This is a genomic window from Micromonospora sp. CP22, assembly GCF_009712475.1.
Classification (GTDB): Bacteria; Actinomycetota; Actinomycetes; order Mycobacteriales; family Micromonosporaceae; genus Micromonospora.
Genome location: NZ_VCJO01000013.1, coordinates 27830 through 52488 on the forward strand (window position 1 = coordinate 27830; position 24659 = coordinate 52488).

General features: G+C 71.5%; 21 protein-coding genes and 1 pseudogene. 12 read left to right on the forward strand and 10 right to left on the reverse strand.

Annotated features, from left to right (window positions below; translation table 11 throughout):
• The first annotated feature begins 1 nt into the window (after window position 1).
• The 4 genes from FF096_RS19825 to FF096_RS19840 all read left to right on the forward strand — a co-directional run bounded on the left by FF096_RS19825 (window position 2) and on the right by FF096_RS19840 (window position 4822).
• Entirely contained in the window at window positions 2-1021 is a 1020-nt protein-coding gene (locus FF096_RS19825) for a TAXI family TRAP transporter solute-binding subunit (protein ID WP_309223622.1), read from the forward strand.
• 61 nt (window positions 1022-1082) lie between these two features.
• Window positions 1083-3431 carry a nitrate- and nitrite sensing domain-containing protein gene (locus FF096_RS19830; RefSeq protein WP_309223623.1) on the forward strand — a complete coding sequence of 783 codons (2349 nt, stop codon included), beginning with the start codon at window positions 1083-1085 and terminating at the stop codon, window positions 3429-3431.
• Window positions 3432-3857, forward strand: coding sequence for a roadblock/LC7 domain-containing protein (locus FF096_RS19835; protein ID WP_155220700.1), 426 nt, complete (start codon window positions 3432-3434; stop codon window positions 3855-3857). It abuts the gene before it with no gap.
• Window positions 3854-4822: a TAXI family TRAP transporter solute-binding subunit gene (locus tag FF096_RS19840; protein ID WP_155220702.1), complete on the forward strand. Its 969-nt coding sequence runs from the start codon at window positions 3854-3856 to the stop codon at window positions 4820-4822. The genes FF096_RS19835 and FF096_RS19840 overlap by 4 nt, the downstream gene beginning before the upstream one ends.
• 87 nt (window positions 4823-4909) lie before the next feature.
• On the opposite strand, the gene FF096_RS19845 is transcribed toward FF096_RS19840, so the two are convergent.
• The 5 genes from FF096_RS19845 to FF096_RS19865 all read right to left on the reverse strand — a co-directional run bounded on the left by FF096_RS19845 (window position 4910) and on the right by FF096_RS19865 (window position 9942).
• Window positions 4910-5446 (reverse strand): hypothetical protein, encoded by a 537-nt coding sequence (locus FF096_RS19845; RefSeq protein WP_155220704.1) that lies wholly within the window; start codon window positions 5444-5446, stop codon window positions 4910-4912.
• Window positions 5447-5448: 2 nt separating this feature from the next.
• Complete coding sequence (gene dnaG / locus FF096_RS19850; protein ID WP_155220706.1) at window positions 5449-7317, reverse strand: DNA primase; 1869 nt, start codon at window positions 7315-7317, stop codon at window positions 5449-5451.
• 139 nt (window positions 7318-7456) lie between these two features.
• Window positions 7457-8302, reverse strand: coding sequence for a siderophore-interacting protein (locus FF096_RS19855; RefSeq protein ID WP_155220708.1), 846 nt, complete (start codon window positions 8300-8302; stop codon window positions 7457-7459).
• Between the two features lie 48 nt (window positions 8303-8350).
• Window positions 8351-9592 carry a deoxyguanosinetriphosphate triphosphohydrolase gene (locus FF096_RS19860; protein ID WP_155220710.1) on the reverse strand — a complete coding sequence of 414 codons (1242 nt, stop codon included), beginning with the start codon at window positions 9590-9592 and terminating at the stop codon, window positions 8351-8353.
• A complete protein-coding gene (locus FF096_RS19865) occupies window positions 9589-9942 on the reverse strand; it encodes a VOC family protein (RefSeq protein ID WP_155220712.1) in 354 nt (117 codons plus the stop codon). Before FF096_RS19865 ends, FF096_RS19860 begins: the two co-directional genes overlap by 4 nt.
• Window positions 9943-10228: 286 nt before the next feature.
• On the opposite strand from FF096_RS19865, the gene FF096_RS19870 reads away from it, so the two are divergent.
• On the forward strand, window positions 10229-10729 hold the full coding sequence (locus FF096_RS19870; RefSeq protein ID WP_309223624.1) for a roadblock/LC7 domain-containing protein: 501 nt from the start codon (window positions 10229-10231) through the stop codon (window positions 10727-10729).
• Window positions 10730-10826: 97 nt separating this feature from the next.
• Here the strand turns inward: FF096_RS19870 and ppdK are convergent, their stop codons facing one another.
• Window positions 10827-13535, reverse strand: coding sequence for a pyruvate, phosphate dikinase (gene ppdK, locus FF096_RS19875; RefSeq protein WP_309223625.1), 2709 nt, complete (start codon window positions 13533-13535; stop codon window positions 10827-10829).
• Between the two features lie 289 nt (window positions 13536-13824).
• On the opposite strand from ppdK, the gene FF096_RS19880 reads away from it, so the two are divergent.
• The gene (locus FF096_RS19880) at window positions 13825-15561 is read left to right on the forward strand and encodes a beta-N-acetylhexosaminidase (RefSeq protein ID WP_375335362.1); all 1737 of its coding nucleotides are present in this window, start codon (window positions 13825-13827) and stop codon (window positions 15559-15561) included.
• A 396-nt stretch (window positions 15562-15957) separates the two neighbouring features.
• Window positions 15958-16611 (forward strand): C39 family peptidase, encoded by a 654-nt coding sequence (locus FF096_RS19885; protein ID WP_155220716.1) that lies wholly within the window; start codon window positions 15958-15960, stop codon window positions 16609-16611.
• An 83-nt stretch (window positions 16612-16694) separates the two neighbouring features.
• Here the strand turns inward: FF096_RS19885 and dusB are convergent, their stop codons facing one another.
• Window positions 16695-17864 (reverse strand): tRNA dihydrouridine synthase DusB, encoded by a 1170-nt coding sequence (gene dusB, locus FF096_RS19890; protein WP_375335360.1) that lies wholly within the window; start codon window positions 17862-17864, stop codon window positions 16695-16697.
• Window positions 17865-18043: 179 nt separating this feature from the next.
• Here dusB and FF096_RS19895 point away from each other — a divergent pair, with 179 nt between their 5' ends.
• Window positions 18044-19015: a type IV toxin-antitoxin system AbiEi family antitoxin domain-containing protein gene (locus tag FF096_RS19895; protein WP_155220718.1), complete on the forward strand. Its 972-nt coding sequence runs from the start codon at window positions 18044-18046 to the stop codon at window positions 19013-19015.
• A 52-nt stretch (window positions 19016-19067) separates the two neighbouring features.
• Here FF096_RS19895 and FF096_RS19900 read toward each other — a convergent pair whose 3' ends face one another.
• From FF096_RS19900 to FF096_RS19915, 3 genes and pseudogenes are all read right to left on the reverse strand, one after another.
• Window positions 19068-20447: a glycine--tRNA ligase gene (locus FF096_RS19900; RefSeq protein WP_155220720.1), complete on the reverse strand. Its 1380-nt coding sequence runs from the start codon at window positions 20445-20447 to the stop codon at window positions 19068-19070.
• A gap of 112 nt (window positions 20448-20559) precedes the next feature.
• Window positions 20560-21024: pseudogene (locus FF096_RS19905) on the reverse strand (hypothetical protein); the annotation flags it as partial.
• A gap of 358 nt (window positions 21025-21382) precedes the next feature.
• Window positions 21383-21724 (reverse strand): antibiotic biosynthesis monooxygenase, encoded by a 342-nt coding sequence (locus FF096_RS19915; RefSeq protein ID WP_309223626.1) that lies wholly within the window; start codon window positions 21722-21724, stop codon window positions 21383-21385.
• Window positions 21725-21752: 28 nt separating this feature from the next.
• Here FF096_RS19915 and FF096_RS19920 point away from each other — a divergent pair, with 28 nt between their 5' ends.
• The 4 genes from FF096_RS19920 to FF096_RS19935 are packed head-to-tail and all read left to right on the forward strand — an operon-like array spanning window position 21753 to window position 24652.
• Window positions 21753-22010 (forward strand): hypothetical protein, encoded by a 258-nt coding sequence (locus FF096_RS19920; RefSeq protein ID WP_155220724.1) that lies wholly within the window; start codon window positions 21753-21755, stop codon window positions 22008-22010.
• Window positions 22011-22065: 55 nt separating this feature from the next.
• Window positions 22066-23025, forward strand: coding sequence for a metal ABC transporter substrate-binding protein (locus tag FF096_RS19925; protein ID WP_155220726.1), 960 nt, complete (start codon window positions 22066-22068; stop codon window positions 23023-23025).
• Complete coding sequence (locus FF096_RS19930) at window positions 23022-23786, forward strand: ABC transporter ATP-binding protein (RefSeq protein ID WP_309223627.1); 765 nt, start codon at window positions 23022-23024, stop codon at window positions 23784-23786. Before FF096_RS19925 ends, FF096_RS19930 begins: the two co-directional genes overlap by 4 nt.
• Window positions 23783-24652 (forward strand): metal ABC transporter permease, encoded by an 870-nt coding sequence (locus FF096_RS19935; RefSeq protein WP_309223649.1) that lies wholly within the window; start codon window positions 23783-23785, stop codon window positions 24650-24652. Before FF096_RS19930 ends, FF096_RS19935 begins: the two co-directional genes overlap by 4 nt.
• Window positions 24653-24659: the final 7 nt, after the last annotated feature.

A 24659-nucleotide genomic window follows, 5' to 3' on the forward strand; every position in this document is an offset into this window, starting at 1 on the left:
CGTGGGACGGATCAACGTGCGGCTCGTGGCCGGGGTGGGAGTCCTCGCCCTCGTCGCCGTCGGCACCGCCGGATGCGGAGGCCGGCAGGGTGCCGCCGCCACGGACGACACCGCGAGTGCCGTCACCTGTGAGGTGGCCGAGAACACCCGGGTGGGCATCGCCACCGGTAACGCCACCGGCGTCTACTACGTGGTCGGCAACGCCCTGGCCAGCCAGCTCTCGGACAGCACCGGCGGTCGGTTGACCGGCACGGCGGCCGAGACCGGAGCGTCGGTCCAGAACATCGAACAGCTCGTCGGCGGCCAGTACGACGTGGCGTTCTCGCTGTTCGACACCGCCGTCAACGCGGTGCAGGGCAAGGGCAGCTTCTCCGCCCCGCAGCCGGTGGAGGCGTTGGCCCGGATCTACGACAACTACACCCAGGTGGTCGTCCGGGCCGACTCGGGGATCAACTCGGTGGCCGACATGCGCGGCAAGAAGATCTCGACGGGCTCCCCCAAGTCCGGCACCGAGGTCATCGCGCACCGGCTGCTGGAGGCCGCCGGCCTGAACCCGGCCACCGACGTCCAGGCCCAGCGGCTCGATCTCACCAAGACCGTGGAGGGCGTCAAGGACGGCACCATCGACGGCTTCTTCTGGTCCGGCGGCCTGCCCACCGGCGGTGTCACCGACCTGTTCACCACCGCCGGTGACAAGGTGAAGTTCATCGACGTCACCCCGCTGCTGCCCAAGATGAGTGAGCTGAACCCCGCGTACCAGGCCGGCACGATCGGCAAGGACGTGTACTCCACCGAGGCGGACACCCCGACCATCGTGGTCCCGAACGTTCTGCTCGTCCGCAAGGACCTCGACGCCAACGTGGCCTGCGCCATCACTCGGACCGTGTTCGAGAAGCGCGAGGCACTGGCCCAGGCCAACCCCGCTGCCAAGGGCATCGCCCTGGACACCGCCCGCAAGACCGACCCGGTCGGTCTGCACCGGGGCGCGGCCAAGGCGTTGCAGGACCTCGGCGCGAGCTGAACCACCAGCGGCCGGGTCGGGTCAGCACCCGGCCCGGCCGCCCAGACCTCGGGAGCCCCCCGTGCCGCTGCCCTCGCTGGCTCGCGTACGCCGCCACAACCGTCCGTCCGGTCACACGGACCGGTTGTGGTCTGTGCGTACCCAACTGCTCGCACCCATCCTGATCGCCACCGCCGGTCTGCTCGTGCTGGGTGCCATCCAGACCGGTGACGCCCTGGCCGCCTCCACCGACGCCGAACGGGCCCGGGTGCTGGCGGGCACCGCCACCACCACCGTCTCGTTGGTGCACGAGCTGGAACGGGAACTCGGCGAGACGGCCGCCCTCCGTCAGCGCGGTGGTACCTCCGGTCGCCAGTTGGTCGACGCCCAGCGGCGGCGGGTCGACGAGGCCAGCGTGCGCTACCAGAACGCCAGTTCCGAGGCCCGCCGCACCGCGCCGGACCTCGGCCGCGCCCTCGACGAGGTCACCGAGCACCTCGACCAGCTCGACGAGGCCCGGTCGGCGGCGCTCACCACCGACAACGCCGACGGTACGTATGTGGCACTCGTGGAGTCGCTGCTCGCCGTCGCCGACGCGCTCCCCGCCCAGCTACGCGATCCCGAGCTGGCCAACCGGGCCCGTGAGGTGGCCGCGATCACGGCCCAGGAGCACCTGGCCTCGCTGGAACGTGACCTGCTGCGGGCCATCTTCGTTCGAGGTGAGCTGGTCCAGGGCGAGCTGGCCCGGTTGGGTCGGCTACGCGGGGCGCAGGAACAGCGCCAGGCCGAGTTCTCCCGGATCGCCGGGGAACGCGCCACCGACGCGTACACGCGGCTGATCGCCGGTGGTGACGTCTCCACCGCGCGGCGGATGCGCGACAGCGCGTTGAACGCCGACAGCGAACCGGCCGCGCTCGCCGCCGACGGCGACGCCTGGTACGTCGCCCAGAGCGGTGCCATCCGCCGGTTCAACCTGCTCGGCCGGGACCTCTCCGACGAACTCGACAGGCGCGCCGCCGAACTGGCCACCGACGCACGTCAACGAGCGCTGGCCACCGGTGGTTCCACCGCCGCGCTGGCCCTGGTCTCGCTGGTCACCGCCGCGCTGCTGGCGGTACGCACCAGCCGTCGGCTACGCCGACTGCGGGTGGCGGCGCTGGCGATGGCACATCGGGAACTACCCGAGCGGATCACCGCCATCTCCACCGGCGACAGCAGGCCCACCGAGAGTTCGGCTTCGCAGCTCACCGCCGGGATCAGCCGTGGACGCGACGAGATCGCCCAGGTCGCCGAGGCGTTCGACACCGTCAACCGGGCGGCGCTGCGGCTCGCCGGTGAGCAGGCCGAACTGCGGATGGACGTGACCCGGATGGTCGAGGCCCTGGCCCGCCGGATCCGAACGCTGATCACCCGGCAGTTGCGGCTGCTCGACGAGTTCGAGCAGGAGGAGACGGATCCGGACGCGCTGGCCCGACTCTTCGCCCTCGACCACCTCGCCGCTCGGATGCGACGCAACGGGGAGAACCTGCTGGTCCTCGCCGGCGGCGAGCCCGGCCGGTCGCAGGACGGGCCGCACCTGGTGGCCGACGTCGTCCGTGGTGCCGCCTCCGAGATCGAGGAGTACGCCCGCGTCGAGATCGACGTGCCCACCGCGGGTGTGCAGGGATCGGCGGTCGGCAACCTGGTGCACCTGCTGGCCGAGTTGCTGGAGAACGCCACCTCGTACTCCCCGCCGCACACCCCGGTGCATGTGGACGGTCGACGCACCGTCGACGGGCTGACCCTGCGCGTACACGACCAGGGCATCGGCATCGGCGAGAGCCGGCTGGTCGAGATCAACGAGCGGCTGCGCGCCCCGGCCGCGCTCTCCAGCGCGGCGGCCGGCAGCATGGGCCTGCACGTGGTGGCGCACCTGGCGGCCCGGCACGGGATCCAGGTGCGGCTGCACAGCGCCGGGGCCGGAACGGTGGCCCAGGTCGACGTGCCCGAGGCGTTGCTGACCCGGGTGGAGCAGGTCACCGGCCGCCCGACCGCGCCGACCGCGCAATCCTGGTTCCGGGGCGGGCAGGCCGCTCCGGCGGCAGCCGCCGTGGATCACTTCGACGTGCACCGGGCGCCGACGATGACGTTGCCGGTGGTGGGCAACGGCGCGACCGCCTGGACGCCTGTGCCGCCGGTGAACGTCGCGCCGCACACCGCGCCCGCGTCGGACTGGCGGCCCGGTGCCGCCCGCCCCGCAGAGGCCACCTCGGTCGGCCTGCCCCGGCGGGTACGCGGCGGCGGCCTCGCCTCCGAACTGCACGACGTGCCGCCCCCGCAGTCCGCGCCGGACCTGCTCGACCCCGAGGTGGTACGCGCGCGGCTGTCCGCGCTCTCCGCCGGAGTGGCCCACGCGATGCGACGAAACCAGCAGACGAACGGGAGACCTTAGATGACGTCCAACGGCAGCCCCGGCCTCGACTGGCTCCTGGCGAACTTCGCCGAGCAGGTGCCGGACGTGTCGCATGCCCTCGCCGTATCCGGGGACGGGCTGCGGCTGGCCGCTTCACCGCACCTCTCCACCGACCAGGCGGACCAGCTCGCCGCCGTGATCAGCGGCCTGGCCAGCCTGACCATCGGCGCGGCCCGGTTGATGTCCGCCGGTCGGGTCCGTCAGCAGATCGTCGACATGGACGGCGGTGTGCTGCTGGTGATGGCGGTCGGTGACCGTGCCCTGATCGGCGTGCTGGCGTCCGCCGGATGCGACCTGGGCCAGATCGGGTACGAGACGGCGACGCTGGTGCAGCGGGTCGCCGAGGCTCTCGAACCGTCCGCCCGCTCCTGGGCGGATCAGCAACCCGGTCAGGTACCGGCATGAGTCGGGGTCGGCGGTTGGTGGCGGGGCTGCTGGCGGTCGCGCTTCTCACCGCCTGCGGCGCCGAGGGCGACTCGGAGTCGCGTCCATGGCACGACGGGCGCATCTTCCTCGCCACCGGCAACACCACCGGGGTCTACTACCAACTCGGTGGCGGCTACGCCGACGTGATCAGCCGTCACCTGCCCGGCTACGAGGCTCGTGCCGAGCCGACCGGGGCCTCCGGTGAGAACATCACCCGGCTGGCCGACGGGGACATGGAGATCGCCTTCAGCCTGGCCGACACCGCGGCGGACGCCGTCGCCGGACGCGGCGCGTTCAACGGCCGTCCGCAACCGGTCCGCGCGCTGGCCCGGGTCTACAGCAACTACACCCACGTGATCGTCCGGGCCAACGCGCAGATCACCGACCTCGCCGGGCTGCGCGGCAAACGGGTCTCCACCGGATCACCGAAGTCCGGCACCGACGTCATCGCCGCCCGGATGCTCGCCGCCGCCGGTCTCGATCCGGAACGGGACGTACGCCGGGCCCGGCTGTCCCTGCCGGAAACGGTGGCCCGGATGCGCAACGGCACCCTCGACGCGATGTTCTTCTCCGGCGGGCTACCCACGCCGGGCATCGCCGACCTGCTCACCAACGCGCCGGGCCGGTTCCGGCTGCTGCCGGTGGCCGACCTGATCGAGCCGTTGAGCGCCACGCACGGCGCGGTCTACACCACCGGCGAACTGCCCCGCGACGCCTACGACACACCGTCGGGCACCCCGACCGTGACCGTCGCCAACGTGATCCTGGTCAGCGCGGAGATGCCCGACGACCTGGCGTACGACCTGACCCGCCTGCTCTTCACCTACCAGGCCGACCTGGCGCTGGCGCACCCCGAGGCGCGCAACTTCGACCGGGAGTCCGCCGCCACCACCGACCCCATCCCCCTGCATCCGGGCGCCGCCCGCTACTACCAGGGCGGCTGACCGGTCCCACGATCGTGGACGGTTCCGGTGACGGGGCCGTCCACGATCGGCCTACTCACGCGTGGCGGTCCTCGCGGATCGACGCTCTCAGAGGTCGGCGGGGGTGGTGGCGGTGCGGGCGGCGGCGACGAGGCGGTCGGTCTCGGCGAGGACGTCGGGGTCGTCGATGGGGGTACCCGGGTCGTAGTGCACCATCCAGGTCAGCCCGTCGCGGCCGGAGACCCGGCGACCGACGATCCGACCCGACCCCCCGGGTAGGGCGTGGTGCTGGGTGTACGCGACGGAGCGGGTGACCCGGGCGCGTACCTGGTGCGGCAGGTCACCCGGGTCGAGCAGCAGGTACCGCTCGGCGGGCAGGTCGGCGACCACCAGGTAGCCGTCCCGTTCGGCGACCTGCTCGCCCGCGGTGACGGTCAGTTCCCGGCCCGACCAGACGGCCTTGACCACGTCGTGCCAGCCGATCCGGTGACCCCGGCCCGGCAGCCAGAGCCCGAGGTTGGTGGCGACGACCACCCCGTCACCCTCGCCGTTGCCGGCGGCGGCCCAGGCCAGCACCCGTTCGTCGCGCTCCAGCGGCGGCCGGTCGGCTGGCGGCAGCTTCGGCCGGCGGCGGAACAGTGGCATCCCTACAACCCTCCCGCCGCCTGCTCGCGCAGGGCACGGGCATGCTGCTCCAACGAGAGCAGCTCACCGAAGGCGGCGAAGTACTCGTCCTTGTTGTTGACCGGATTGATCCGCTGGATCCGTGACTTCAGTTCCCGGATCCGCGCGGTGACCGACCCCCACTGCAACCGGGCCATGGTGACCGAGACGTAGCGCGGATCCGGCTCGCCGTCGATCCGCAGCGGCTCCACGGCCAGTTCGCCGACCAACGCCTGGGCGGCGAGGTCCTCGCAGGCGTCGCGTACCGATTCGATCCACACCGCGCCACCGGCCGCCGACGCGGCCCCACCGGCTGCGGCGATCGCCGCCCGGACGGCCACGTGCACCGGGTGCCGGTAGTCGCCGGCCTCGACCGCGTCGAACATCGGACCGGCCAGCACCGGCTCCTGGAGGGCGAGTTTCAACGCCTCGCGTTCGACCATCGACTGCGGGCTGTCCACACTCGGCTCGGTCCGCTGCGCGGGGCGGGCCGCCGGGCCGTCGGCGGGTCGACCCGAGGCGGCGGCCTGCACCGCCCGCTGCACCGGTTCGATCTCCATGCCGAGGTCACCGGCGAGCTTGCGGACGTACTCCGGGCGCTTCTCCCGGTCCTTGAGCTTCGCCACCAGGGGTGCGGCACGCCGCATCGCCTCGACCCGACCGTCCACGGTGTCCAGGTCGTACCGGCTGATCACGTGACGTAGCGCGAAGTCGACGAGCGGCTCACGGCGGGCGACCAGGTCACGCACGGCCAGGTCGCCCTTGGCCAGGCGCAGCTCGCACGGGTCCATGTTGTCGGGGCTGACCGCGATGAAGGTACGCCCGACGAAGCGCTGGTCGTCGTCGAAGGCGCGCAGCGCGGCCTTCTGCCCGGCCGCGTCCCCGTCGAAGGTAAAGATGATCTCACCGGCGACCGCGTCGGTGTCCAGTAGCAGCCGCCGCAGTACGCCGATGTGGTCGGCGCCGAACGCGGTGCCGCAGGTCGCCACTGCGGTCGGTACGCCGGCCAGGTGGCACGCCATCACGTCGGTGTAGCCCTCGACCACCACCACCCGCCCCTGCTTGGCGATCTCCCGTTTGGCCTGGTCGATGCCGTAGAGCACGTGGGACTTCTTGTAGATCGGCGTCTCGGGGGTGTTCAGGTACTTCGGGCCGTCGTCGTCGGCGAAGAGCTTGCGCGCGCCGAAGCCGACCACGTCGCCGGTCAGGTCCCGGATCGGCCAGAGCAGCCGACGACGGAACCGGTCGATCAGGCTGCCCGAGCGGGCCGGACGGGACAGCCCCGCGGTGACCAGTTCGTCGTGGCTGAAGCCACGCTGCCGCAGGTGCTTGGTGAGCAGGTCCCACCCGTCGGGGGCGAAACCGCAGCCGTACCGCTGCGCGGCGGCCCGGTCGAAGCCGCGCTCGGCCAGGAACTCCCGGGCCGGACGCGCACCGGCGGTGGCCAGTTGCGCGGTGTAGAACTCGACGGCGGCGGTGTGCGCGGCGACCAGCCGCTGCCTCTGCCCCTGCTGCGGGCGGTGCGGCCGGGGCGTGGACCGGTCGTCCTCCACGTACCGCAGTTGCAGACCGGCGCGGGCAGCGAGCCGCTCCACCGCCTCGACGAAGCTGAGGTGCTCGGCGTCCATCAGGAACTTGATGGCGTCGCCGCCGGCACCGCAGCCGAAGCAGTACCAGACGTTACGGGCGGGCGAGACGTTGAACGAGGGACTCTTCTCGTCGTGGAAGGGGCAGAGCCCCTTGAGGTTGCCGCCACCCGCCGACCGGAGCGTCACCGTCTCGGAGATGATCTCGGCGATGGACGTACGCTCACGGACCAGCGCGATGTCCTCGTCCCGGATCCGCCCCGCCATACCGCCACCTCCTCGACCTACATCCTGCCCTGCCCGCCCCCAGCGCAAGGAAGGGCCCCTTGTTAACGCCTCCGGTATAGGAAGGGGCCCTTCCTAACATCCAAGGCGCGGGGCGAAGAGGTGGTTGTCGCTGCGACGGTCACGCGAGCGGCACGGGGACGCGTGCCTGTTCGTCGGCCTCGACCTGGCGATTCCAGTCAGGCTTGGTGGCCCGCCAGCCCTCGTCGTCGAAACCCTTGCGCCAATAGCCGGAGATGGACAGCCACTCGCGGGGCACCGACCGGTCCACCCGCAGCAGCCGGCGCAACTGGCGGACGAAGGACGCCTCGCCGTGCACGAAGGCGTGCACGGTGCCGGACGGGAAGTCCAACTCGCGCACCGCGGCCACCAACGCCTCGCCCACCGGGCGGGCGCCCCGGTGCAGCCAGGTCAGTCGCACCGCGCCGGGGCTGGGCAGTGGTTGCTCGTCGGCCGGGCCGTCGACCTCGACGAAGACGTACGCGGGCGCACCGACCGGGAGACGGGCCAGGGACGCGGCGATCGCCGGCAGCGCGCTCTCGTCACCGGCCAGCAGGTGCCAGTCGGCCTCCGGGCTCGGCGCGTACGCCCCGCCCGGGCCGACGAACAGCACCTCGTCGCCGGGCCGCAGCGCCGCCGCCCACGGGCCGGCCAGCCCTTCGTCACCGTGGTGCACCACGTCGACGGTCAGTTCCCCGGCCGCCGCGTCGAAGGCACGCACCGTGTAGGCGCGCAGCCGGGGCCACTGGTCGCGGGGCAGCTCCCGGCGGATGGCGGCGAGGTCGAGGGGGCGCGGGTGGTCGACTCCGGCGACCGGAAAGACGATCTTTATGTAGTGGTCGGTGAACTCGCCGATCGGCAGACCGGTCAGCTCCTCACCGCCGAGCACCAACCGGACCACGTGCGGCGTGGGCCGCCAGGTGCGCAGGACGCGGGCGGAGGTGACCTTCTTCGGGCGATCCGTCATTCGGTTAGGCTAACCTCAGTAGCGCCTCGCCTGTCGACCCCGTCCGGGTCAGTTCCCGATCAGGCGATCGTGCCAGGCCACGGCGGCCGGGTCGGTCAGCGAGGCCACCTGGTCGATCACCACCCGCAGCCGCGCGGCGTCGTCGGGTGCGTCCCGCCACAGCGGGGCGAACACCGGGTCGAGCGCTTCCGGTGCCCGCGCGGCCAGGGTCGCCACCAGCCCGGCGACGATCTCCCGCTGTCGCCGGTAACGGCCCTGTGCGCCGGGTCGGCGCATCACGTACCGCAGGGCGATCCCCTTGAGCAGGGCACACCGGGCACGCAACGGCCGGGGCACGACCAGGTCGGCCGCGTACCGTCGATGTGGTCCCGGGCCGAACCGCTCGGTGGTGGCGGCGACGGCGGTCGCCACGAACCGACCGGTCAGCGCGCTGGTGGTCGCCTTGAGCGCGGCCTGGGCCCGGTGGCTGCCGTCGTAGCCGACCAGCGGGGCGAGCAGCGGGTCGGCGAGCAGTTCGGCCAGCGCCTGCCCCAGGTAGTCGGGCGGCTCGGTCGAGTAGACGGCGGCGACGTCGGCGCAGAGCGCCCGCCGCTCGTCGGCGTCGGCGAGCAGCGGCTCCAGCGTCAGGTATCCGCCGTGGATGCCGTCCTCGACGTCGTGCACCGAGTACGCCACGTCGTCCGCCCAGTCCATGACCTGCGCCTCCAGGCACCGCCGCTGGCCGGCCGGGGCACCCTGCCGGACCCAGGCGAAGGCGGGCAGGTCGTCGGCGTACACCCCGAACTTGCGCCGACCGGGTTGCCGGGTCCACGGGTACTTGCCGACCGCGTCGAGCGAGGCGCGGGTCAGGTTCAGCCCGACGGACGTCCCGTCCGGGGCGTACACCTTGGCCTCCAGTCGGGTCAGCACGCGCAGCGTCTGCGCGTTGCCCTCGAACCCGCCGCAGTCGGCGGCCAACTCGTCGAGCGCACTCTCCCCGTTGTGCCCGAACGGCGGGTGACCGAGGTCGTGGGCCAGGCCGGCGGTGTCCACCACGTCCGGATCGCAGCCCAGCCGGGCACCCATCTCCCGGGCGATCTGGGCCACCTCCAGCGAGTGGGTCAGCCGGGTACGCAGGAAGTCGTCGGTGCCGGCCGTGTGCACCTGGGTCTTAGCGGCCAGCCGCCGGAACGCCGCCGAGTGCAGCACCCGCGCCCGGTCCCGCTCGTACGGCGACCGACCGTGCTCCGAGTCCTTGACCGGCTCCGCCACCCGACGCGCCGCGTCCGGCTCACCGGAGGCAGCGGTCAATCTCCACGCTGCCGTAGGACGCAGAACTCGTTGCCCTCCGGGTCGGCCAGCACCGTCCAGTCATCACCGTCCTGGCCGATGTCGACGTGCCGGGCACCCATGTCGACCAGCCGTTCCACCTCGGCCTCCCGGTTGGTCGGACGCAGGTCGAGGTGCAGCCGGTTCTTGCCCTCCTTGACGCCGGTCACCGGCACGAAGACGATGCCGGGCAACCGGTCGACGCTCTGCCGGATCTCCACCTCGTCCGGTCGTTCCTGGACCACCTGGTACCCGAGCGCCTCGGCCCACCAGCGGGCCAGCCGGCCCGGATCGCGGGCGTCGACGGTCAGGCTCTCCCACACGCTGGTCATGCGGACACCGCCGTGGCACCGACAGCCTTCGACAACTCGGCACGCGATTCCATCCGGCCACCCCTTCGCGAAAGACGGTCCATGGGCGAAGTCAGGTTACGCCCGCAGCGCGGGTTCGGCGCGCCGACGACGTGGGCCCGGCGGGTCCACATCCTCCGATCAGACGAGAGTTGTCGCCCGATTGCCGACGGTGAGAGGATCGCACTTGTCGACATCCACGGGTAGCGTCGCCATCGCGGAACGTCACTGTTGCGGCGGAGACACGACCGGTGGGAGAGACACGCTCGTGAACGCGGAAACGATGATGGGTACCGAACTACGCGGGCTGCGCCGACGCCGTCCCGAGGTCGCCGGCATGGTCCTCGCCGGCACCGACGGCCTGCTCATCTCCAGCGACCTGCCCGCGACCGACGCCACCCACCTGGCGGCGCTGGCCGCAGCCAGCTTCGGCCTCGGGCACCGGATGGCGGCGACCGTACGGCAGGGTGAGTTCCACGAGTCCGTGGTGCACACCGCAGCCGGTTGCGTGGTGACCTATCCGGCCGGGCGGGACGCGCTGCTGACCCTGGTCGCCAACCCCGGAGCCGATCTGGCGGCTCTGCGCGAGGAGGCCCGTGGTGTGGTCCGCCGCGCCGGCCCGGCCCTCGCCTCCTGTCGGCGTCCGACGCTGCTGCCCCAGCAGCCGGATCCGCACGCCCCGCTGGCGGTGCGTACGCCCATGGCCACGATGCCGAACCAACGTCCCCGCCGCGAACCGTCCACCTCGTGGCGTCGCCCTCCGATCTGACCACCCAACGTCGGGGAGGTGCTGCCGCACGGCGGCTCGACACAGCACCATCCCCGACGTTCGCCGCCTGGGGAACCCCAGGGGGCGGGGCGTGTGGTCAGCGGCTGTCGGAGCCGGTGGTGACCACCGTGGCCCGGCCGGCCTCCAGCCGTGCGACCGGCACCCGGAACGGTGAGCAGGAGACGTAGTCCAGCCCGACGGAGTGGAAGAAGTGCACCGAGTCCGGGTCACCGCCGTGCTCGCCGCACACACCGATCTTGAGCCCCGGACGGGCCGCCCGGCCCTCCTCGGTGGCGATGCGTACCAGCCGCCCGATGCCGTCGGCGTCGATGGACTCGAACGGCGAGATGCCGAAGATGCCCAGTTCCAGGTAGCGCCAGAAGAAGGCCCCTTCCACGTCGTCGCGGGAGAAACCCCAGCCCATCTGGGTCAGGTCGTTGGTGCCGAAGGAGAAGAACTCGGCGGCCTCGGCGATCTGCCCGGCGGTCAGCGCGGCCCGGGGCACCTCGATCATCGTGCCGATCAGCACGTCAACCTCGCTGCCGCCGACCACCTCGGCGATGATCCGTTCGGCCTCGGCGCGTACCGTCTCCAACTCCTGGACCGCGCCGACCAGCGGGACCATGATCTCCGGGCAGGACCGGATTCCCTGGCGGGCGCACTCCACGGCGGCCTCGGTGATCGCCCGGACCTGCATCGCGAAGAGGCCGGGGATGACCAGCCCCAGGCGTACGCCGCGCAGCCCGAGCATCGGGTTCTCCTCGTGCATCCGGCGTACCGCCGCGAGCAGCGCCTCCTCCTTGGCGACGTCCTCGCCGCGTTCCTGGGCGACCGCCACGTTGACCGCGAGCTGCTCCAACGGCGGCAGGAACTCGTGCAGCGGCGGGTCGATCAACCGTACGGTGACCGGCAGCCCGTCCATCTCCCGGAAGATCTCCACGAAGTCCGCCCGCTGCAACGGCAGCAGTGCGGCCAGCGCCTCGTCGCGTTCCGCCGGATCGCGGGCCAGGATCAGCCGTTCCACCAGTTCGCGGCGGTCACCGAGGAACATGTGCTCGGTGCGGCACAGGCCGATGCCCTCGGCGCCGAACCGCCGGGCGCGGGCCGCGTCGGCGGCCGTGTCGGCGTTGGTGCGCACCGCCAGGCGTCGGCTGGCGTCGGCGTACGACATGATCCGGTGCACCGCCTTGACCAGGGCGTCGTCGGTGGCCTCCGGGTCGACCTCGCCCTCGAAGTAGCGCACCACCTCCGACGGGCTGACCGGCACCTCGCCCAGGTACACCTTGCCGGTGGTGCCGTCGATGGAGACGACGTCGCCCTCGCCGACCGTCTGCCCGGCCACCATGAAGCGCCGCTTCGGCACGTCGATGGTCAACTCGTCCGCGCCGGAGACGCAGGTCTTGCCCATCCCCCGGGCCACCACGGCGGCGTGGCTGGTCTTGCCGCCTCGTGAGGTGAGGATGCCCCTGGCGGCGATCATGCCGTTGAGGTCGTCCGGGTTGGTCTCCCGGCGGACCAGGATCACGGCCTCGCCCTCGGCGGCCAGCTCGACCGCGCGGGCCGAGGTGAACACCACCTTGCCGACGGCCGCGCCCGGCGAGGCACCGATGCCGGTGGCGACCGGCTGGAACTCGTGGTCGAGCTGGAAGCGCGGGAACATCAGCTGGGCGAGTTGGGCGCCGTTGACCCGGTGCAGCGCCTCGTCGAGGTCGATCAGGCCCTCGTCGACCAGCTGACCGGCGATGACGAACGCGGCGGCGGCGGTGCGCTTGCCGACCCGGGTCTGGAGCATCCACAGCTTGCCGCGCTCGATGGTGAACTCGATGTCACACAGGTCCCGGTAGTGCCGTTCCAGCCGGGCCATGTAGTCGAGCAGTTCGTCGTAGGACTTCTTGTCAATCCGCTCCAGCTCCTGCAACGGCACGGTGTTGCGGATACCGGCGACGACGTCCTCGCCCTGCGCGTTGGCCAGGTAGTCGCCGTAGATGCCCTGGGCGCCGCTGGCCGGGTCGCGGGTGAAGGCGACGCCGGTGCCGGAGTCGGCCCCGAGATTGCCGAAGACCATCGCCACCACGTTCACCGCGGTGCCGAGGTCGGCCGGGATGCGCTCCTGACGGCGGTAGACCACCGCCCGCTCCGCGTTCCACGAGTCGAACACCGCGCGTACCGCCAGGTCCAGCTGCTCGCGCGGCTCCTGCGGGAAGTCCCGCCCGGTGTGCTTGCTGAAGATCTTCTTGTACGCGTCGACCAGCTCGCGCAGGTCACCCGCGTCGAGGTCGAGGTCGTCGGTGGTGCCCCGGGCGTGCTTGGCCTCGTCGAGCGCGTGCTCGAACTCCTCACCCGGCACGTCGCAGACCGTCTTGCCGAACATCTGGATCAGCCGCCGGTAGGAGTCCCAGGCGAACCGTTCGTTGCCTCCCGCCTGCGCCGCCAGGCCCACCACCGAGCGGTCGTTGAGCCCGACGTTGAGCACGGTCTCCATCATTCCGGGCATCGAGAACTTCGCCCCGGAGCGTACGGAGACCAGCAGCGGGTCGTCCGGGTCACCGAGGCGGCGGCCCATCGCCCGCTCCAGCGACGCGAGGTGGTTGGCGATCTGCTCGGCCAGTCCGGCCGGTTCCGCACCGGTGGCGAGGTATGCCTTGCACGCCTCGGTGGTGATGGTGAAGCCGGGCGGCACCGGCAGGCCGAGATTGGTCATCTCGGCCAGGTTCGCTCCCTTGCCGCCGAGCAGGTCCTTGAGGTCCTTGTTGCCCTCGGCGAAGTCGTAGACGTACTTGTGCTCAACCGTCTCTTGCGCTGTCACCAGAGCCTCCCACGCGCCCGGATTGACACTTAACGAAGGTTCAGTTCTCAGGTACCCCGGACCCATCACCTGGTAATCCGGAAGTCGTGCCGATCGGTGGGCGAAGGCTAAGCGAACAACGCGTGACCTGGGAGCATCCGGTGACAATAGGCACAGCAATCACGACTGTCCGCGTTCATGACAGTTTTTGGGAACGATTCCACGCGCACATTCACGCAATCGCCAGCCTCCCCGTACGCTTGACGGCACGTTGTGTGACCACCTCGCACCATTGCCACAACCGCCGCGAATACACCCCTCGGGAGTCCCCTTGTCCGCCCCGCCCAGCAGCACACCGGAGCCACTCGACCCGTCCCGCGCCACCGCCGCCGCGCCGGCCGACGACGCGGCCCTGATCGTCGGGCGTACCGCCGGGGAGTTGGCCAGGGCGGCGGAGCAAGCGGCGGCGGCGCTGCTCGCACCGCCGGCACCGATCCGGCTGGGTGATGTGGTGCCCGCTCCGGAACGGGTCGAACCGGACGCCACGGCCGACTACCTGCTCACCGCCGACACGGTGATCCGGGCCAGCGCCGATCCGGCCGCCCTGGCGGTCGCCGACGAACTCGCCGCGCTGCTGCGCCCGGCCACCGGCTACCCGCTGCCGGTCACCGATGCCGCCACACCCGCCCCGGCGGGCGGCATCGCCCTCGCCCTGACCGGCGAGGCCGCCCTGGGCGCGGAGGGCTACCGGCTCGACATCACCACCGACGGGGTACGCGTCACCGCCGGCACCGCCGCCGGACTCTGGTACGGCGTGCAGACGCTGCGCCAGCTACTACCGGCCGCCGTCGAGAACACCACTGCGGTCGACGAACGCTGGGTGCTGCCGGGCGGGTCGATCCTCGACCGCCCCCGCTACCCGCACCGAGGGGCGATGCTCGACGTGGCCCGGCACTTCTTCGGGGTCACCGACGTGCTGCGGGTGATCGACCACCTGGCCCGTTACAAGCTCAATCGACTGCACCTGCACCTCACCGACGACCAGGGCTGGCGCATCGCGATCGACTCGTGGCCCCGACTGGCCACCGTCGGCGGGGCCGGCGCGGTCGGCGACGCCCCCGGCGGCTACTACTCCCGGGCCGACTACCAGCGGATCGTGGCGTACGCCGCCGACCGGCACGTCACCGTGATCCCCGAGATCGACCTGCCCGGCCACACCCACGCCGCGCTGACCGCGTACGGCGAGCTGTCCCCCGACCGCGTCGCACCACCGCCGTACACCGGCACCGACGTCGGCTTCAGCTACGTCGACCCGACCAGCCAGCGCACGTACGACTTCGTCGCCGACGTGCTCGGCGAGATCGCCGCGCTCACCCCGGGGCGCTGGCTGCACATCGGCGGCGACGAGGCGTTCAAGGTGCCCGCCGAGGTGTACGCCACCTTCGTCGAACGGGTGCAGCACATCGTCACCGGGCTGGGCCGGGAGGTGGTCGGCTGGCACCAGATCGCCCCCGCCGCCCATACCCACCCGAGGATCCTCCAGTGGTGGGGCACCACCGGCGACGATCCGGTGACCGCCGAGGCGGTGCGTCGGGGGGACCGGCTGGTCCTCTCCCCGGCCAACCACGCGTACCTCGACATGAAATACGCCCCGGACACCCCGATCGGGCACGACTGGGCCGGTTTGATCGACGTACGCCGGGCGTACGACTGGGATCCCGCCAACCACCTGGTCGGCGTACCGGCCGAGGCGGTGCTCGGCGTCGAGGCGCCGCTCTGGACCGAGTACGTGACCACCCTCGCCGAGGTCGAGTTCATGATGTTCCCCCGGCTGCCCGCCATCGCCGAGCTGGGCTGGTCACCCCGGTCGACGCACGACTGGGAGGCGTTCCGCGTACGGTTGGCGGGGCACGGCCCGCGTTGGGCCACCGCGGGCATCGCGTACCACCGCGCTCCCGAGCTGCCCTGGCCGACGTCGGCGGGGCCGGTCCCCGCGCCGCGCGACCCGTCGACCGGGCACGCGCCGCCCGCGAACCTACCCGGATGACCGCTTCATCCTTTTTGCCGGGATATTTGATATTTGATCGTTTAGGCGTTATGTCCGATATCCGGTGACCGGGGCCACCCCACCGGCGGAATGACGGGACGGGCCCCGTCGTTGTACATGACGTAACCACGAGCGCCTCCGAGCGCCGCCCCCCGGCGGGAATGACCCCCCACCGCCGGGCGTTACATCCCCCGGACACGGGTCATCCGCCTCCCCCGCGAGGCACCCCGGAATGACCGGCGACCCCTCCGGCGTTACACCCTCCCGGACGCCGCCTCCCCCGGCACCGAGCGCCCGGACGATTCGTTAGCACATCCCCCTTCACGCACGACCCACCCGCGTTTCTCCTTCTCGCGGGCAGTCGCGCGCACCCCCGAACGAAAGGTGTGGATCATCATGGCTAACACCATCCTGCGCAAGACCGCTCTGACCATCGCCGCTGCCGCCGCCACCGCCGGTGGCATCGCCGGCCCCGCCATCGCCGCCCAGGCCACCCCGGGCGTGCAGGCCGCCATGGTGGCCGACCGCAAGCCCGGCGGCGAGCGTGAACTCGACGTGCGTTACGAGGCGCAGCCGAACTTCTACTACTGTGGCCCCGCCGCCGCCCGCAACGCCCTGAGCGTGCAGGGCAAGAACATCGACGTGGACGCCATGGCCAAGGAGATGCGTACCACCGAGGCCGGCACCAACTCGATCAACGACATCACCCCGGTACTGAACAAGGAGACCGGTAAGGACGTCTACAAGTCGGTCGAGATCTCCGGCGCCAAGGCCGACGACAAGCAGACCGACAAGCTGCGCGCCGACGTGGTCCGCACCGTCGACGACGGCCGTGCCGTGGTCGCCAACATCGCCGGCACCGCCACGGACACCGACGGCATCGCGCACAGCTTCGAGGGCGGCCACTACATCAGCGTCGTGGGCTACCGCGACAACGGCAACGTCGTCACCATCGCCGACTCCGCCGACCCCGCCCAGGCCTCCTACCGGATGAGCATCGACACGCTCGCCGACTGGATCGCCACCCGTGGCTACACCGCCACCAGCTGACACCCGTACCGCGAAGGGCCGGCCCCCACGGGGGCCGGCCCTTCGTCGTCTTCCCCTCGGCGACCCGAGGGATGGTGCCGTGGTCAGCCGCCGGAGTCGGCCAACTCGGCGCCCTCGGGAACGGTGTCGTCGTCGCGGCTGGCCAGCCAGCCGTCGGGCAGGAAGACCTTGCCCGGTGAGTTGGTACGACCACGCGGCTGACCCAACGTCTCCACCGGGAACGGCACCGCCGGGTCGAGCTTGCCGAGCAGGTCGTCCAACTGGGCCAGACTGTCGATCATCGCCAGCGAGCGGCGCAGTTCACTGCCGACCGGGAAGCCCTTCAGATACCAGGCGACGTGCTTACGGAAGTCGGTGCAGCCGTCGCGTTCACCACGAGCCGGATTGCGGGCACCGGCGGTGAACTGCTCGACCAGCAGCTCGGCGTGCCGGCGCATGGTCACCGCCACCTCGCCGAGGGTGGGCAGCCGACGCTGCGGCGAGCCGTCGAACGCCGCCTCCAGGTCGGCGAAGAGCCAGGGCCGCCCCAGACAGCCCCGGCCGATGACCACCCCGTCGGCCCCGGTGTGCGCCACCATCCGCAGCGCGTCGTCGGCCTCCCAGATGTCGCCGTTGCCGAGCACCGGCACGTCGAGCGCCTGCTTGAGGGTGGCGATGGCGTCCCAGTCCGCCAGGCCCGAATACCGCTGCGCGGCCGTACGCCCGTGCAGGGCGACCGCGGCGACCCCGGCCTCCTGGGCGGCGAGCCCCGCCTCGACGTACGTCAGGTGGTCGTCGTCGATGCCCTTGCGCATCTTGACCGTGACCGGCACCCCGGCGGGTGCGGCGGCCTCCACCGCGGCCCTCACCAGGCGGGCGAAGAGGCGCCGCCGCCAGGGCAGCGCCGCACCGCCACCGCGACGGGTCACCTTCGGCACCGGGCAGCCGAAGTTGAGGTCGATGTGATCGGCGAGATCCCGCTCGACCACGATCCGGACGGCGGCGGCGGTGGTCTCCGGGTCGGTGCCGTAGAGCTGGAGGCTACGCGGGTGCTCGTCCGCCCCGAACGCGATCATCCGGAGCGTCTTCGGGTTCCGCTCGACCAGAGCGACCGTCGTGATCATCTCGCAGACGTAGATCCCGCCGCCCTGCTCCCGACAGAGCTGCCGGAAGCCGACGTTGGTGATGCCGGCCATCGGGGCGAGCACCACCGGCGGCCACACCTGGTGCGCTCCGATGCTCAGCGGGCCCGCAGCGGCAGTCGTCATCGGCACCGCCCAAGTGTAAGGAAGGGCCCCTTCTTATCGCCTTGTGCATAGGAAGGGCCCCCTGCTAACGCGACGCATACCACATCCGAGCGTCGAGCAGAGCGTTGTCCACAGCGTGCGCGGCCCTCCACAGGCAGCCGCTCCGGGCCGGACACGACAGCACCGCGTCACCGATGCTGCGCCTCATGCGTACGCCCCCACCCGACTTCTCCGACCTGGCCGAACGACAGCACCAGATCGTCAGCCGTGGTCAACTCCTGGCCGCCGGCTTCGACGACATGTACCTGTACCGACAGACCCGGCGCGGCCTGTGGCAGCGGACGCTACCCGCGACGTACGCCCTGGTCACCGGCACCTTGACCGACGAGCAGCGGCGAATCGCAGCAGTCCTCTACGCCGGCGCCGAGGCGCAGCTCACCGGCCTGGCCGCGCTGGCCTGGTACGGCTTCCGGCAAAGCCCGCGTACCGACGCCGTACACCTCGTCGTGCCACATCACGCACGACGCAGGTCCGCCGGCTACGCGGTGATCTCGCGGGCCCTCGCCCTGGACAGCCGGGCCCGCGCCACGCCGCTGTACCCGGTGTGTTCACCCGCCCGCGCGGTGGTCGACGCGGCCCGCGACCTGCGCCAGCTGCGCCCGGTGCGGGCGCTCGTCGCCGAGGCCATCCAGCGGGGGTACGCGGACCTCGCGTCCCTCGACGAGGAGATTCGACGGGCCCGGCGCAGTCGGACGGCGCTGGTCAGAAAGGCGTTCTCGGAGGTGATGCAGGGCACGCGGTCGGCACCCGAAGCCGAGCTGAGAGAGTGCCTGGCGGAGAGTGCGGTGCTGGCGGAGATCCACTGGAATCCGCGCCTGATCGGTGCGGACGGCAGTTCCCTGCCGTCGCCGGACGGCTATCTGCCCGACGCGGCGGTGGCGCTGGAGGTCGATTCGCAGGAGTACCACTTCAGTCCTGCTGACTGGGCGCGCACGCTCGACCGGCACAACGAGCTGAGCCGGCACGGCATCCTGGTGTTGCACTTCACGCCGGCCCAGATCCGGCGCGATCCGCACCGAGTGCGCCGCACAGTGACCGATGCGTACGAGTCTCGGCGCGGCTACGGCGCCACCAGCCGGATCCGGGTGCAGCCGCAGCTTGGCGTGCGTGCGAGTTAAGAAGGGGCCCCTTCTCTACGCCAGGCGTTAAGAAGGGGCCCTTCCTTACACCTCAGCAGCCGGGGAGGTGGTCGATCAGGTAGCGCTCGACCTGGTCCAGACCGATCCGCTCCTGGGCCATGGTGTCCCGGTTCCGCACCGTCACGGCGTTGTCGTCCAGCGTGTCGAAGTCGACGGTGACGCAGAACGGGGTGCCGATCTCGTCCTGCCGGCGGTAGCGGCGACCGATCGCCTGCGAGTCGTCGAACTCGACCACCCAGCGCTTGCGCAGATCGGCGGCGAGCTGCTTCGCCTTCGGCGAGAGCGCCTCGTTACGCGACAACGGCAGCACCGCCGCCTTGATCGGGGCCAGGCGTGGGTCGAAGCGCATCACGGTGCGCTTGTCGACCCCGCCCTTGGTGTTCGGCGCCTCGTCCTCGTCGTACGCCTCGAGCAGGAAGGCCAGCACCGCGCGGGTGAGACCGGCGGCCGGCTCGATCACGTACGGGATCCACCGCTCGCCCTTGCTCTGGTCGAAGTACGACAGGTCGACGCCGGAGTGCTTGCTGTGCGTGGACAGGTCGAAGTCGGTGCGGTTGGCGATGCCCTCCAACTCGGCGAACTCGGTGCCGCCGAACTGGAACCGGTACTCGATGTCGACGGTGCGCTTCGAGTAGTGGGAGAGCTTCTCCTTGGGGTGCTCGTAGAAGCGCAGGTTGTTCTCGGAGAGACCGAGGTCGAGATACCAGTTCCAGCGCTCGGCGAGCCAGTACTCGTGCCACTGCTCGTCGGTGCCGGGCTCGACGAAGAACTCCATCTCCATCTGCTCGAACTCACGGGTACGGAAGATGAAGTTGCCGGGGGTGATCTCGTTGCGGAACGACTTGCCGGTCTGCGCGATGCCGAACGGCGGCTTCTTGCGGGCGACCGTCTCCACGTTGCGGTAGTTGACGAAGATGCCCTGGGCGGTCTCCGGCCGCAGGTAGTGCAGACCCTCCTCGCTCTCCACCGGGCCGAGGTAGGTCTTCATCAGGCCGTTGAACATCCGTGGCTCGGTGAAGGTGCCCTTGTTGCCGCAGTTGGGGCAGTTCAGCTCGGCCAACGAGGTCGGCGGGCGGCCGTGCTTGGCCTCGTATGCCTCCTCGAGATGGTCGGCGCGGAACCGCTTGTGGCAGGACTGGCACTCGGTCAGCGGGTCGACGAACGCCTCCAGGTGCCCGGAGGCGGCCCACACCTCCCGGGAGAGGATCACCGCGGAGTCCAGGCCCACCACGTCGTCGCGCTGCTGGACCATGGTCTTCCACCACTGCCGGCGGACGTTCTCCTTCAGTTCCACGCCGAGCGGACCGTAGTCCCACGCCGACCGGGTACCCCCGTAGATCTCGCTGGAGGGGAAGACGAAGCCCCGGCGCTTGGCGAGGCTGACGACGGCGTCGATACGGTCGGCTGGCATTTTTCCTCCTACGCCGACTGGCGGTCGGCGGGGACGTGATGGTCGGCGGGGATGACTCGGGACCACGGTACGACCCGTCGGGTCCCGAACCCAGCACATTACCCGCGGCCGGTCAGTTGACTCCGCAGACCTCCATGCCGCCGGTCTGCGGATCCTGCGCGAGCACGACCTGCTGATGTTCCTGACCGCCACCGCGGTAGGTCACCTCTACCGGCACGGTCAACGTCTCGATGTCCACCTCGCCGACCCGGTACGAGGAGATCTGCGGCTCGGCGGCGGAGCGGCGTTCGAACTCCTGCCGGGATTCGCGCCGCTGGGCGTCGTCACAGAGCTGGTCGTAGGCACGGCCGTAGTCGCCGTCGGAGAGGGCCCGGTAGTACTCGGAGGAGACCGTACGCCCCTGCTCCTCGATCGCCTGCACGCCGCTGACCAGCAGGCCGACCACCGCGGTGCCGCCACCGCCGCAGCAGAGCAGCAGGGCCAGCGCCCCCGCCCCGAGACCGAGCCAGAGCCGTGACCGCCCGCCCTCGGTCGGCGGTGCCGCGAACGGCGGCGCGACCCCGGGCCCGGGCGGCGGCCCGTCGCTACCGGCCGACGCGGTCGGACCGGCGGGCGGCGGACCGGCGGGTGGGGGTCCGGCGGGCGGCGACCCAGCCGATGGCGACCCAGCCGATGGCGGACCGGCCGATGGCGGACCGGCCGATGGCGGACCGGCGGGCGGCGGACCGACAGGTGGGGGTCCGGGGGGTGGAGGTCCGGGGGCACCGAAGGCGGGCGGCGGTCCGGTGCCGGCGTTGGCTGGCGGGCCGGAGGCGGCCGGCGGCACGCCGCTGTCGCCGGGGCTCTGCGGTGCCTGCTGGCCGGGCAGCGAGGGATCTGGTGGTGGGGCTGCCGGTCCGTGGGCGGTCATAGGAGCCAGCGTAGTGCCAGGAGACTCAGCGGTAAGGACCCGCAGCCCGGTCGCTGGCGACCGTGACCACGTCCCCGTCCGGCGCCGCGGTCGCCAACGGCTCGTAGGCGGACGGCTCGTCGAGGCTCTCGGCGAGCAACGGCACGGCGGTGATCTTCACGTCGAACCCGCCGAGCGCTCGGCGGTAGGTGCCCACCGACTCCCATTCGGTGACCAGGCACCAGTGCCGGGGGTCGTCCAGCGCCCGGACCAACTGGCCGCGCTGGTAGCCGGGCCGGGCAGCGAGCGCGGCGAGGGCCGCGTGGGCCCGGGCGGTGAATGCCTCCGCGACGTCTTCGTCGACCACGAACCGGTTGGTGACCAGCACCGGCCCTCCTCCTCGTAGAGTCTGTGGAATGCAGCGTACGCAGCCTGGCATCGCCGACCGACTGGCCCGGACCAACCCGACGACCGTGTTCCTGGTCACCCTCCTCCTCGCGTTGGTCGCGTTCTTCACCCCGGGCGTGGTCGGCGGCCTGTTCACCCTGTTGCTGGCCGGAGCGTTGGCGGCCCTGCTGGTGACCACCTGGGCGGTGCAGACCCCGCAGAACCGGGCGATCCGGCTGATCGTGCTGACCCTGCTGGTCACCGCGGGCCTGGTGAAGCTGCTCTGAACATGCAAGCATGCGTTTTTGACAATCATTGTCGTTGTCACGGACAGTCGAGGGCATGACGTTCCGCTCGACTCCGCGCGCCCTGGTCACCGCTGCGGCAGCCCTGCTCGCCCTGACCGGCGTCACCGCCTGTTCGAACGACGGCAGCGTCGGCGCCGACCCCCAGCGGGTCGACGTGGTGGCCGGTTTCTACCCGTTGCAGTTCCTCGCCGAGCGGGTCGGCGGCGACGCCGTGGTGGTGACGAACCTGGCCCGCCCGGGAGCCGAGCCGCACGACCTGGAGCTGAACCCACGCCAGGTCGGCCAGATCAGCGAGGCGGAGCTGGTCCTCGTGCTGCGCGGGTTCCAGCCCGCCGTGGACGAGGCGGTCGAACGCGGCGCCGGTGACCGCGTCTTTGACGTGGCGACCGTGGCACCCCTGCTGGACGTCACCGCCGGTGGTCACGACCACGACGGCGACGACCACGGCCACGAGGCCGAGCAGGTGTCCGACGGCGCCAAGGACCCACACGTCTGGCTCGACCCGACCCGGCTGGCCGCCATCGGCGACAAGCTCGCCGAGCGGCTCGGCACGATCGACCCGGACCGCGCCGCCGAGTACACCCAGCGGGCCACCGCCCTGCGTACCGAGCTGGAGCAGCTCGACAACGAGTTCACCGAAGGGCTGAAGACCTGCCAACGTCGGGAGATCGTGGTCAGCCACACCGCGTTCGGCTATCTGACCAGCAAGTACGATCTGGAGCAGATCGGTATCAGCGGGCTCACCCCGGAGGACGAGCCGTCCCCTCGGCGGCTGGCGGCGGTCGCCGAGGAGGCCCGGGAGCACCAGGCCACCACCATCTTCTTCGAGACGTTGGTCAGCCCGAAGGTGGCCGAGACCATCGCCCGGGAGGTCGGTGCCCGGACTGCGGTGCTGGATCCCCTCGAAGGCATGTCTGCCGAGGGCGACGGCGACTACTTTTCGGTGATGCGTACCAACCTGCGGACCTTGAGGACGGCGTTGAGCTGCTCGTGACACCTGACGTCATCACCGTCACGCACGGGGTGGTCGGCTACGACGGCCGTCCCGTGCTCCGTGACGTATCGCTGAACGTGACCACCGGTGAGGTGGTCGCGGTGCTCGGTGCCAACGGCTCCGGCAAGTCCACCCTGATCCGCGCCATTCTCGGCCTGGTCCCGCTGAGCGCCGGCCAGGTGACCCTCTTCGGCCGGCCGATACGCCAGTTCCGGCAGTGGCACCGCGTCGGGTATGTCCCGCAGCGTCTCGGTGCCGGCAGCGGCGTACCGGCGACCGTCGCCGAGGTGGTCGCCGCCGGGCGGCTGTCCCGCCGGGGGATCCTGCGCCCGCCCGGTCGCGTCGACCGGGCGGCCGTCGCCGAGGCGTTGCGCGCCGTCGGCCTGGCCGACCGGGCGAAGGACCCGGTCACCACCCTCTCCGGCGGGCAGCAGCAGCGCACCCTGATCGCCCGAGCCCTGGCCGGGCGACCCGAGGTGCTCATCCTCGACGAGCCGACGGCGGGCGTGGACGCGGTCAGCCAGGAGGCGTTCGCCGACGCGTTGCGTGAGTTCACCGACAGCGGGGGCACCGTCCTGCTCGTCGCCCACGAACTTGGTCCACTGCGCCCGCTGATCAGCCGAGCGATCGTCGTGCACCAGGGACTCGTGGTGCACGACGGCGCCGTGCCGGAGCCGGCCGGACACCACGCCGCGCCGGACCACGACCATGTGCACCCGCACGGTCCCGAGGAGCCCGCCGGGCTGTGGAGCGCACAGTGAGCCTCTTCCAGTACGAGTACATGCAGCTCGCGCTGCTCAGCGCGCTGGTCATCGGGCTGACCGCGCCCGCACTCGGCATCTACCTGGTGCAGCGGCGGCTGGCGCTGATCGGCGACGGCATCGGGCACGTGGCGTTGACCGGGGTCGGTGCCGGGCTGCTCTTCCAGACCTCCCCCGTGATCATGGCGGTGATCGCGGCCACCATCGGCGCGATCCTCATCGAGTTGATCCGGGAACGCGGCCGGACCTCCGGCGACCTGGCCCTCGCGTTGCTCTTCTACGGCGGCATCGCCGGTGGGGTGGTGCTGGTCGGGCTCTCCGACAGCACCAGCGCCCACCTCAACGCGTACCTGTTCGGCGCGTTGAGCACGACGTCCCGGGGGGATGTCGTCACCATCGTGGTGCTCGGCACGGCCGTGTTGCTCACGATGATCGGGCTGCGGCCCGCGCTGTTCGCGATCTGCCACGACGAGGAGTACGCCCGGGTCTCCGGCCTGCCGGTACGCGCGCTCAACCTGCTGCTCGCGATCACCACGGCGATCACGGTGACGATCGCGATGCGCGCGGTGGGCGTGCTGCTGATCAGCGCGCTGATGGTCGTCCCGGTGGCCACCGCGCAACAGGTCACCCGAGGGTTCCGCAGCACGATGGCGGCGGCGATGGCCCTCGGCCTGTTCGCCGGAGGGGCGGGTATCTGGATGGCGGCGCTCGCCGACACCGCGCCCGGCGCCTCGGTGGTGGTGGTCGCGATCGCCTCGTTCGTGGTGGTCACCGTGCTGGCCGTCGGCTGGCGTCGGATCCGCCGGGTCCGGCCCCACCCCGCGCCGACGCCGGAGCCCCACGAGGTCGTCCTGAACGGGTCCTGACCATGGG